Here is an 11,075-nt window from a genome sequence, read left to right as displayed (position 1 = left end):
GTGGAGCTGACAAAATCCATGCTTCCTTCTCTCCAAAAATCAGCAGGAATAGAAAACACATTACTTGTACCTGCGATGACTGCCGCAGAAGATTTTTCATTCTTTGCCCAAGAAGTGCCAGGTTTGTTCTTTTTTTTAGGAGGAATGCCAAAAGGGCAAGACCCTATGACAGCAGCACCACATCATTCGCCTGAATTTATAATTGATGACAATTCATTTAAATTAGGAGTCATTGCTTTCTGCAATCTGGTGTTTGACTATGCGGATATGAATAAAAATTGGAGTTTAGAAAGTCATTGATTGATAAGGGAATAAGCATGATCAAATTCTATTGGATATCGATGAGAATATTGCATTAATTATAAATTTAGAACTAAATAATTGCTCTTGGATTTTTCATTGCCGGGAGGACCAGAAAATAAGAAAATGGAAAATTTAGACCCTTATCTAAAGGCCGAAATACAAAGACGCAAGTTTCTTGAGTGGATAGGATTATCCAGTTTGGCTTTGGCTTTACCGGCGATATCGCTTTCGGGATGCACATCAAGTCCGGACAAAGCTGAAGAAATTCCGGACTTTAAAAATGTCTTTGACTTGGAGGAGATGTCCGGAAAAGTCATGGGAAAAGATGCCATAGATTACCTGAACGGAGGAGCTGACGACTCAAAAACCGTAAAAGCAAACGTTGAGGCCTATCAAAGAATTCAAATCAGAGCACGTCGATTAATTGATGTCAGTACGATCTCCACAGAGGTTGAACTGTTTGGAAAAACCCTGGATAATCCGATCATTTTAGGTCCTGTTGGATTTCAGAAATTTTTCCATCCTGAGGGTGAAATTGCTTCAGCGAAAGCATCGGTTAAGAAAAAACATCAGATGATTGTTTCTTCAGTTTCCAATTTTTCTGTGAATGAAATCGCAGCGCAATCCCAAGCCGATCTTTGGTTCCAACTTTATCCAACAACAGATAGAAAGGTCACCAAAAAACTCCTTGAACGGGCAGAAGAGGCAGGGTGTAAGGTCTGTGTATTGACTGTGGATACTCCTGTGATTGGAAACAGGGAAAGAGGTGGCACAACACTTACCAAACTTACAAATTCGAAAGAACTCAAAATGGGGAATTATGAGGGGATATTACCTGAAGGAACCGAAATTGATGACCCTGGATTGACTTGGGAAATCATAGCTTGGCTTAGGGCAAACTGTGACATGAAAATTGTACTCAAAGGAATTGTTACCAGAGAGGACGCTGAACTCGCCCTAAAGTATGGTGCTGATGGAATTATTGTCTCCAATCACGGGGGTAGGCAATTGGAAAGCCTTCGGTCCACGATAGACTGTCTTCCTGAAATAGTGGAAGAGATTGATGGCAAGATACCGGTTTTGATAGACGGAGGTATACGAAGAGGAACAGACATTTTTAAAGCTTTGGCTCTTGGAGCAACAGCGGTTTGTATAGGAAGACCATTTTGCTGGGGACTCGGGGCCTTGGGTCAAGAGGGAGTTGAAATAGCCCTGGACATTCTCAAGGGGGAGTTGGTCCGTGACATGCAACTTGCCGGAGCGGCCTCAATTGAAAAAATTACGAGGGATTTTGTAATTGGAATCTAAATGCAAATTGAACAGGTCCATTTAAGTTGGTAGTAACTTATTAAGTCAATAAAATAAAAAAGCTTAAATTGGTAGATAAACACTATTGAGATGAAAGGAAAACCAATGCTGATTCTGGTCAGCTGCCTTCTTTTGGCTTGTGGGACTGATAAGGGAGATGAGATTCAATCCCAACTGCCAAACATCGTTTTCATCTTTACAGATGACCTGGGCTATGGAGATTTGGGATGTTTTGGTGCTACGGACATTGCTACCCCGAATATTGACCGAATAGCGGCAGAAGGAATTAAATTCACTTCATTTTTATCCGCTTCTCCGGTTTGCAGTCCATCCCGTGCCGGACTTCTGACAGGCAGAATGCCACAACGGATGGGCATCAATGCGGTTTTTTTCCCGGAGAGTTTATCAGGAATGGATCCTGAAGAAATCACCATAGCCGAAATCCTGAAAGAAAAAGGCTACCGCACGGGTATTGTGGGAAAATGGCATTTGGGCCACCTTGAAAAATTCCTTCCCCTCAATCAGGGATTTGATGAATACTTTGGAATTCCCTACTCCAATGACATGGCCTCTGTAGTGTATATGAGAGATAATGAAGTGGAAGAATACAAAGTCGATCAGCGATATACTACCCGGACCTATACGGAAGAATCCTTGAAGTTCATTGATTCTGTAGATGACCAGCCTTTTTACCTGTATCTGGCCCATAATATGCCACATGTTCCCATCTATGCCTCTCCGGAGTTTGAAGGAACCTCAAATCGGGGATTATATGGAGATGTTATCCAAGAAATAGACTGGAGCGTTGGGGAAATCCTGAAAAAGTTGGAAGAAAAGGGAATTCTTGAAAATACGCTTATCGTATTTTCCTCAGATAATGGTCCTTGGCTGGTGATGGAAGACCATGGTGGTTCGGCCGGAGCATTGAGAGAAGGAAAGCAATTTACTTTCGAAGGAGGAGTGCGTGTACCGACTGTGGCGATGTGGAAAGGGAAAATTGAACCGGGGCAAGTCTATGAGGACCCGGCCACTCAGATGGATTGGTTTCCAACTTTTTGCAGAATGGTCGGAGCCGAGGTCCCTCAAGACCGGGAAATTGACGGTAAAGACCTCAGTGCAGTACTTTTTGAAAACGGCAGCAGGGAAGGGGATACTTTCCTGTATTATATGCTTTCCAGTCAGGAAGGATATCGGGAGGGAGATTGGAAGATCAAACGCCCTTATGCGGGATATGCAGGTTCGAGAGGCATGAAAAAAGTAGATGCGCATGATACGCTTTTATTCAACCTAAAAACCGATCCCGGAGAAACTACCAATCTTATGAAGGAAAACCCTGAGAAAACAGCCCAAATGATGCGGGCAATGGAATTGGCAGTGAAACAACTGGGGCCTTTACCCGAAAGTAAGGTGATCAGGACTCCTCCGGACAACAGCCATTATGAGTATTTGGAATCCAAGAAAAAACCAAAAAATTGAGGTCGACAGTCTTCTAATTTTTTTAAATTCATTTGCTGAAAACTCTTTTCGGGAAAGTAATCCTGTTCATTGGGGAAGAAAAAGATGCATTTCGTCCTAAGTTGAAGTTCTGGCAACATTGATTTTCCTATATTACTATAGACTAGGTAAACCTATGTTTTAAACCTAACCTTAATCTTATGAGAAAGTCAACCCAATTCAATCATTTATTCCAATTTGCTTTTTTTGACTATATTACACCTTGGGAAAATCAACGGAGAATGGAAGATCATCAATATTTTATGGGCATGGAATTGAAAGATTTTAAAATGAAAAAAACGATTTCACTTTTATTCTTTCTTACCTTCTCTTCACTGCTTTGCTTTTCCCAAACGGAATTCAGCGAGGAAACCCAAAAGTATATTACATACCGGGATTCAGTTATCGTCTTTAAAAATGCTTTGTTGATCGATGGAAAAGGCAATCCTGCCAAAGCAAATCAGACCATCATGATCAACAATGGTAATATCACTTGGATAGGTAATGATGCCGACGCAATCCCTCCGAAAGAGGCAAAAATCATGGACATGAAGGGTAGAACTTTGATGCCGGGATTGGTCATGTTGCATGAGCATATGTATATGTCGGCTTTTTCTGCAGAATTAAAGTATGTTCATGCCAGACAAACGCCTGCAACTTTCCCTAGGCTATATTTGGCTGCGGGGGCTACTACGATCAGGACAGCAGGTAATGTGGAACCGTACTCTGATCTAAACTTAAAACAGGATATCGATTCAGGAAAATATCCGGGGCCAAACATGGAAGTCACGGCACCATACATTGAAGGGTTCAGGTCCTTTTTTCCTCAAATGAACAGGCTCAGAACTCCTGAAGAAGCAACCGCTTTTGTGAATTATTGGGCAGATCAAGGGTTTACCTCATTCAAGGCCTATATGACAGTTACCAAGCCAATTTTAAAAGCTGCCATAGACGCTGCACATCAAAGAAATGTAAAGGTAACGGCTCACCTATGTGCGGTAACTTATCGCGAAGCGGCAGAAATGGGTATAGACCAATTGGAGCATGGTTTTTTGTCAAGCACCGATTTTCATCAAAATAAAACAGAAAACTTATGCCCTCCTGATGCGAATTTTTCAATAGCGCATGTTGATACAAATAGTGATGCGGTGAAAGATTTGATTAACTACCTCATCTCAAAAAACGTGATAATTACATCCACTTTAGCAGTATTTGAAGGCTTCGTATCCACCCAAAAATCACCCTCCCCTGAATTGCTTAATTATTTTTCTCCTGACAGTAGGGATTATTATTTAAAACAGTTTGCACAGATTAAATCATTTCAGGGGCCTACAGCAGATGATACTGTTTTTGCCAACAATGCCAAAATGGAAAGGCTATTTTATGATATGGGGGGATTGCTCACGGTAGGTTCGGACCCGACGGGTAATGGAGGTACGATTGCAGGTTTTGGAAACTGGCGGGCGATTGAATTGTTGGTGGAGGCGGATGGATTCACCCCATTGGAAGCGATCAAGATTGCCACAATGAACGGGTCAATTGCAATGGGATTTCAAGATAAAATCGGAACGATTGAAATCGGAAAAACTGCCGACCTGTTGGTTATTGATGGAGACCCTTCCAAAAACATCAGTGATTTGCGCAAAGTGCAGTATGTATTCAAAAGTGGTGTAGGTTATGATTCAAAGAAATTGTTTGAGTCAGTGCGGGGTAAAGTAGGGTTTAATTAGAAAAGATAAATTCAATAGCATAAAACGCATGGCAAAATGAAAAAATATGAACCACTGACTCTTTTGCAATTGAGAAAGAAATTAATTCCTTTCTTATCACTGATCGTATTATTGGGCTGTAGCTCTCCTTCGAAAAAAAATATACCCTCTGAAACCCTTTCGGCGAAAGATGTACAAAAGAGGGAACTAAAGCAGGCCTCTTTTTCAGGTTCGGGGTATGAATTGGGAATGCAACACGGGCAGTTTTTCAAAAAGGAAATCGCCGAAATCGTACTCAAATGGAAGGAAAGTACAGAAGCAGAGCTGGCAAGAAATTCCGACGAGGTGCTGAAAGAATTTCTTGATTATGCAGATTTTGAAGGGAGCATCAAGAAATGGACTCCTGAACTTTATGAAGAAGTGAGAGGTATAGCCGAAGGTTCGGAGCAGCGTTTTGACCAGATCATGGTGTTAAATCTATTGGATGAATTTTGGGTTTACCTTAACTCAATAGAAAACCACCACTGCAGCAATATCGGTGTTCCTTCGGTAAATGGTAGCAATTCCTACATTGCCCAAAACATGGATATCGAACCATACACAGATGGTTACCAAACACTTTTCAGAATAGAAGCTACTTCCGACAGGCCTGAACAGTTGGTGCTTTCCCATCCAGGTTTGATTGCCCTGAATGGCATGAATAGCACCGGGGTAGGCATGATCCTGAATACCATTATGCAGCTCAACGCTTCCAATTCAGGATTGCCGGTAGCCTTTGTCACTAGAAAAGTACTCTCAATGACGGAAAGGGATGATATCATCGAGTTTATCACCTCGGTCAATCATGCTTCGGGACAGAATTACATTCTGGGAGTAAGGGGTGAAGTTTTCAACTTTGAAGCATCGGCCAACAAGGTGGTAAGGTTTGATCCGGGTAATAAAAACCAAACCGTGTACCATACCAACCATCCGATTGTCAACGATGATGTGAAACCTTGGTTTGCTGAGTTCAATCCCAAAGAAATTGCAGACACAATTGCGGTTACCTCCAATAGCTATATCCGATTGGCGGCTTTGACCACAAGAATTGCAAATGAGGACATCGTTACAGATGACCTTATAAAAAAAGCACTGCGCTCAAAGGATGATCCGAATAATCCAGTCTGCCGTCCATTAGATCCCAAAAGGTATAGTTTTACTTTTTCCTCAGTGGTGATGACGCTGACAGGAGAGCCTTATCTTCAGATTACAGCCGGCCCCCCTTCTGAAAGTGAATATTTGAAGGTTGGGTTTAATTAGAAAAGCAAAATTCAATAGTTGATAAACAAACCCCAAAATGAAAAAATCACTTTGTGCAGTCCTGATTCTTACAGTCTGTACATTTATAATCAGTTGTAGTTCAGATAAACAAGAAATTGACCTGGACGCTAACCGGGATGTTGTGAAAAATTATCATAGTGTTTGGAGTGACGGACAGGTATCGGAATTGGATAAAATATTGGCCTCCGATTTTGTCTGCCACTTTATAAACGGAATAGAGTGGAAAGGAATTGCAGGAGCAAAATATTCCATTTCAAGTCATAGAAAAATATTTCCGGACTGGAAAGAGGAAATCGTCGATATGGTAAGCGAAGGAGACAAAGTGGTGACAAGATATAAATCGACAGGTACCCAACTGGGAGCATTCGAAGGACTTGAAGCTACCGGTATTAAAGTAACAATCTACGAAACTTCCATATACAGGATAGCAGATGGTAAAATAGCAGAGCAATGGGGTTTTCCTGACGCATTAAGTTTGAAAAATCAACTCACTAAACAATGAGAATTAAGTGTTATCCTGACAGCTTTCGCGGCACGCAACTACGCATATTCCCAATAATTTAGATGTAAACTATCAACATAAAAATTTGACGTTGTTCAAAATGCAATAATCAGAGAATTTCGCTACCATGAACCTTAAGCCCTTGCAAAATGTTACCTTATCAGCTAACTTTAGCGCATGCAAGAAAGTGATGATGTAAGAAAGGTCATAATCTTCGGTGAACATTTTTGGGAATTCTATCAAAAACAGAATCCGAAAATTAAAGAGCGGATTAACTGGACGATTAAGTTGATAAGAACAGTTGAAAGAGTTCCCTCAAAATACCTAAAGAACATCGCAGGAACCACTTTGTATGAAATGAGAATGATTTCCGGTACAAATATCTATCGGATATTTTGCTTTTTCGACAAGGGCAAAGTTGTGGTAGTGTTAAATGGCTTTCAAAAAAAGACCCAGAAAACACCGAAAAATGAAATAAAATTAGCCGAGAAACTTCAAAAGAAATATTATGACGAGCAAAACTAAAATTGTGGATTTTGACGATCACCTGAATCAGGAATATGGTGAACGAGGGACAAAAGAAAGAGAGGCTTTTGAAGAAGGCTTTGAAGCTTTTAAATTAGGGGCAATGCTTCAAGAACTCCGAAAAGACCAAGGCATGACCCAAGAGCAACTAGCGCAAAAATGCGGGACAACTAAAACATACATTTCCCGCATCGAGAATAACGCAAGTGATATTCGACTATCGACTTTGATGCGGATAATTAGAGAAGGATTAGGTGGGCACCTAAAACTAAGTGTAGAAAAATAGCACGAAAGCTTGCTTAAAGCAAGCAGACACGACGATAGCGATAATTATTGCCTGTCTGCAACAAATTTTCGCCTACTAAACTCATTTCGAGGATCGTCTAAACCTCGCTAAGCCCATATTTTTAAATTTCTGAATAAACGGGATCCAACCCCTTATTGAGCCCAAAGCATTTTTTAGCTTCGGAAAGAAAACCATTTCCTTCGGACAATAAATCAGGTGTTTCGTCCTTGATCGGTTTGATTTCAATTTAATGATGAGTTGATTAGAATATGTTTATCAAGCATTTAAACTAATCCTCCATCATTTTGAAAACATTATCTCAAAAAACGGAACGACTTCATTCTTTGGATTCACTCAGGGCCATCATGATGCTATTGGGCATAGTGCTTCATGGAGCCAATACTTATGGTGTTCTTAAAACCTTTGGTAGTGCATGGCCAATACAAGATCCAAACTCAACGCACCTGTCAAATGATTTTATAAGCATTTTTATTCATTCTTATAGGATGCCCATATTTTTTCTTGTCTCAGGTTTCTTTGGAGCCTTGCTTTTTTATGAACGAACTCCCATGAAAATGTTGAAAAACAGGGTGGAAAGAATCGTACTTCCTTTTGTAGTGTTTCTATTTTTACTGTGGCCATTTATTTACATTTCATTTAGTTATTCAGGGATGGTGTTTGCTGGAATTCCAGATGCCATGAATCTAGTCCTAGATAGTATTTTTTCAGATATCAAAACGCTTATTCCCGCAATGACCTTTCACCTTTGGTTTTTATACTATCTAGCCCTGACAACCTTTGCTTCAGTACTTTTAGCCTTGGTTCTTAAAAAATTACCTGGATTGACCAGTGCTATTTCCAAATCCTTTAGCTGGGCAATTCAGCAGCCAGTGTTAAGGATTTTGGTTTTTGGAAGCATCACCGCAATACTCTATTCCATCATGGGTACCTCCTCAGTAGACACTTCAACGTCTTTTATCCCTGATTTAAATACATTTATCTTTTATTTTTCCTTTTATGCAATAGGCTGGATTTTATTAAAATCCAAACATTTATTGGATACCTTTAAAAGATATGATTGGATAAACACCATTTTGGGAATCATTTTGTTTTTACTGTACTTTTTTATGGGCTCCACCTTTGGCTATGAAGCTAAAATAGTCCTGAAATCCATCATGGTTTGGTTATTTATTTTTGGCTTTACAGGTCTTTTTATCAGATATGCAAGTCAGCATTCTGCCAAAATGCGGTATTTATCTGATTCCTCTTATTGGGTCTATTTGGTGCATTTACCTATCACTGCCTTTATCCCAGGCCTGATAGCAGAATGGCCCATTCCCAGTACCTTAAAATTTCTTGTTGTCTTGATCAGCACAACTATCATATGCTATGTAAGCTACCATTATTTGGTGAGAGGGACGTTTGTTGGGAAGTTTTTGAATGGTAGAAGATATTCCGGAAAGCTATCAGACATAAAAAGAGCTGAAGAATTGAAATTGAGTAATGTAAACCTTGTAATAGAAAAATAAACGAGGTTCCAACATTGCAAAAGCGCGAAGTGGGCTATCATGCTAAAAAACCTATTGAATATAAACAAGTATGAAGTTGAGCGGAAAGTAAAACCCTTCCAATCCCACCTTAGGCTAAGAGTTGATCACTTGAAACAAGTAAAATGTAGATTTTCAAATAATAAATTAGTGTACCCAGATGAAATCAAGCCTGCATGGAGCAGACGGGCATGGCGAGAACGTCACGCACTGCAATGATTATTTCAACAAGCGAGATTCCATATGGCCGTTAAAAAAAAATATAATCATATGAAAATACAAGCACATAAAACCGAAAGATTACACTCCTTGGACTCCCTAAGAGCCATCATGATGCTTTTGGGATTAGTATTACATGCTGCAATTACGTATGGCAGTATCAACTATGGCGGCCTTTGGTCACTAAAAGATTCAAATACAACACACATATCGAATGATTTTATAGTTTTCTTCATTCATTATTTTAGAATGCCCACATTTTTTCTTGTATCCGGTTTCTTTGGAGCCATGCTTTTTTATGAACGAAGCCCCATGAAAATGTTGAAAAACAGGGTGGAAAGAATTGTACTTCCTTTTGTAGTGTTTTTAATTTTGTTGTGGCCTTTTATTTATTTTTCCTTTGAATATTCTGGATTAATTTTCGGAGGAAATCTGGATGCCAAAGGGGTAGTCCTAGCCAATTTTTCAGAGTTTAAGACATGGATCCCTACCTGGACTTTTCACCTTTGGTTTCTATATTATCTAGCCATGATAACCTTTGTCACAGTGCTTTTTGCCTTAGTTCTTAAAAGGATTCCTAGACTGGGAAGCTATTTTTCCAAATCATTTAGCTGGCTAATTCAACAACCGGTATTAAGGATTTTGATTTTTACCGGTATCACTGTTTTGACCTATTTTATGATGGGTACTGCCTGGCTAGGCGATCCATTTTCTTTCATCCCTAAATTAAATACATTTATCTTTTATGGTTCCTTTTATTCTATAGGTTGGGTTTTATTCAAATCCAAACATTTATTAGATGCCTTTAAAAAGTATGATTGGTTAAACCTCATTTTGGGAATCATTCTGTTTTCAATATATTTTTATAACAGATTCACCTTTGGTTACGAGGCTGAAATATTCATGAAATCCATCATAGTTTGGTTACTCATTTTTGGTTTTACGGGTCTTTTTATCAGATATGGAAGTAAGCATTCTGCAAGAATGCGGTATTTATCTGATTCCTCTTATTGGGTGTATTTGGTGCATTTACCCTTTACTGCGTTTATCCCAGGACTTTTAGCAGATTGGCCCATTCCCAGTACATTAAAATTTCTTGTTGTCTTGATCAGTACAACTATCATATGCTATGTAAGCTACCACTATTTAGTGAGAGCCACCTTTATTGGAGCATTTCTAAACGGAAGAAAATATTCCAGAAAACTCGATGATATTAAGCCTTTGGAAAAGCCAGTAATACCAAATATGACTTTAGTAACTGATAACAAATGAGGCTACTGTATAAAAGAGCAAGTTTTTGAAGAAACCCTTAACGATTTAAGATCAGAGTAAAGTAGCCAATATGAAAAACACATTTATATTCTCGATAATCTTACTCATTACTTGTCAAGCATATGCCCAAAAACCCAGAGCAAGAGATTTGGGGATACCCCTCGAAGGAAAAACAGGGAAACTGAATGCCATCACCGATGTCAAAGGCATTGAAGTCGGACATACCACCTTGATATCAGGTGAAGGGGAGTTGGTCGTAGGAGAAGGTCCTGTCCGGACCGGCGTAACGGCAATTTTCCCAAGAGGCAAAGATTACGATCCGGTTTTTGCAGGCTGGTATAGTCTCAATGGGAATGGGGAAATGACAGGAACCACCTGGGTGGAAGAATCAGGCTTTCTCGAAGGACCGATTGCTATTACCAACACCCACAGTGTCGGCGTGGTACGTGATGCTGTGGTGGAATGGCAATTCAAGAACAAGCACTTTGACCCACTTCCTGACGAACTCGATATATTTTGGTCTTTGCCGGTAGTTGCTGAAACTTATGATGGAGACTTGAATGACATCAATGGTTTTCACGTCAAAAAAG

Annotated in this window: 10 protein-coding genes and 1 pseudogene; all 11 read left to right on the top strand. The window is 39.7% G+C overall.

From position 1 onward, the window contains the following. Nucleotides 1-300: pseudogene (locus QZT73_RS01425) on the top strand (amidohydrolase); the annotation flags it as partial. A 126-nt stretch (nucleotides 301-426) separates the two neighbouring features. Further along, nucleotides 427-1,611 carry an alpha-hydroxy acid oxidase gene (locus QZT73_RS01420; protein WP_291786238.1) on the top strand — a complete coding sequence of 395 codons (1,185 nt, stop codon included), beginning with the start codon at nucleotides 427-429 and terminating at the stop codon, nucleotides 1,609-1,611. Nucleotides 1,612-1,701: 90 nt separating this feature from the next. Further along, on the top strand, nucleotides 1,702-3,087 hold the full coding sequence (locus tag QZT73_RS01415; RefSeq protein WP_291777975.1) for a sulfatase: 1,386 nt from the start codon (nucleotides 1,702-1,704) through the stop codon (nucleotides 3,085-3,087). A gap of 179 nt (nucleotides 3,088-3,266) precedes the next feature. Then, nucleotides 3,267-4,835 carry an amidohydrolase family protein gene (locus QZT73_RS01410; RefSeq protein WP_291777980.1) on the top strand — a complete coding sequence of 523 codons (1,569 nt, stop codon included), beginning with the start codon at nucleotides 3,267-3,269 and terminating at the stop codon, nucleotides 4,833-4,835. Between the two features lie 36 nt (nucleotides 4,836-4,871). After that, the gene (locus tag QZT73_RS01405; protein WP_291786236.1) at nucleotides 4,872-6,113 is read left to right on the top strand and encodes a C45 family peptidase; all 1,242 of its coding nucleotides are present in this window, start codon (nucleotides 4,872-4,874) and stop codon (nucleotides 6,111-6,113) included. A 37-nt stretch (nucleotides 6,114-6,150) separates the two neighbouring features. After that, nucleotides 6,151-6,636 (top strand): ester cyclase, encoded by a 486-nt coding sequence (locus QZT73_RS01400; protein ID WP_291778602.1) that lies wholly within the window; start codon nucleotides 6,151-6,153, stop codon nucleotides 6,634-6,636. A 177-nt stretch (nucleotides 6,637-6,813) separates the two neighbouring features. Beyond that, a complete protein-coding gene (locus QZT73_RS01395) occupies nucleotides 6,814-7,161 on the top strand; it encodes a type II toxin-antitoxin system RelE/ParE family toxin (RefSeq protein ID WP_291778599.1) in 348 nt (115 codons plus the stop codon). Beyond that, the gene (locus tag QZT73_RS01390) at nucleotides 7,145-7,447 is read left to right on the top strand and encodes a helix-turn-helix transcriptional regulator (RefSeq protein WP_291778596.1); all 303 of its coding nucleotides are present in this window, start codon (nucleotides 7,145-7,147) and stop codon (nucleotides 7,445-7,447) included. The genes QZT73_RS01395 and QZT73_RS01390 overlap by 17 nt, the downstream gene beginning before the upstream one ends. Nucleotides 7,448-7,752: 305 nt before the next feature. Continuing rightward, nucleotides 7,753-8,976: an acyltransferase family protein gene (locus QZT73_RS01385; protein WP_291778593.1), complete on the top strand. Its 1,224-nt coding sequence runs from the start codon at nucleotides 7,753-7,755 to the stop codon at nucleotides 8,974-8,976. Nucleotides 8,977-9,264: 288 nt separating this feature from the next. Continuing rightward, entirely contained in the window at nucleotides 9,265-10,485 is a 1,221-nt protein-coding gene (locus QZT73_RS01380) for an acyltransferase family protein (RefSeq protein ID WP_291786234.1), read from the top strand. A 70-nt stretch (nucleotides 10,486-10,555) separates the two neighbouring features. After that, the coding region (locus QZT73_RS01375; protein ID WP_291786232.1) for a P1 family peptidase at nucleotides 10,556-11,075 on the top strand (520 nt) is incomplete at its 3' end.

This window comes from Cecembia sp., from assembly GCF_007126775.1.
Lineage (GTDB): Bacteria > Bacteroidota > Bacteroidia > Cytophagales > Cyclobacteriaceae > Cecembia.
The sequence above is the reverse complement of the archived record's forward strand: the minus strand, read 5'-3'. Positions and strand labels throughout refer to the sequence as shown.

Bases quoted from the DNA above. Each gene is read 5' to 3' on its own strand.
- QZT73_RS01400 (WP_291778602.1), top strand. From the start codon at position 6,151: ATGAAAAAATCACTTTGTGCAGTCCTGATTCTTACAGTCTGTACATTT.
- QZT73_RS01410 (WP_291777980.1), top strand. From the start codon at position 3,267: ATGAGAAAGTCAACCCAATTCAATCATTTATTCCAATTTGCTTTTTTT.
- QZT73_RS01415 (WP_291777975.1), top strand. From the start codon at position 1,702: ATGAAAGGAAAACCAATGCTGATTCTGGTCAGCTGCCTTCTTTTGGCT.
- QZT73_RS01380 (WP_291786234.1), top strand. From the start codon at position 9,265: ATGAAAATACAAGCACATAAAACCGAAAGATTACACTCCTTGGACTCC.
- QZT73_RS01390 (WP_291778596.1), top strand. From the start codon at position 7,145: ATGACGAGCAAAACTAAAATTGTGGATTTTGACGATCACCTGAATCAG.
- QZT73_RS01420 (WP_291786238.1), top strand. From the start codon at position 427: ATGGAAAATTTAGACCCTTATCTAAAGGCCGAAATACAAAGACGCAAG.
- QZT73_RS01405 (WP_291786236.1), top strand. From the start codon at position 4,872: ATGAAAAAATATGAACCACTGACTCTTTTGCAATTGAGAAAGAAATTA.
- QZT73_RS01395 (WP_291778599.1), top strand. From the start codon at position 6,814: ATGCAAGAAAGTGATGATGTAAGAAAGGTCATAATCTTCGGTGAACAT.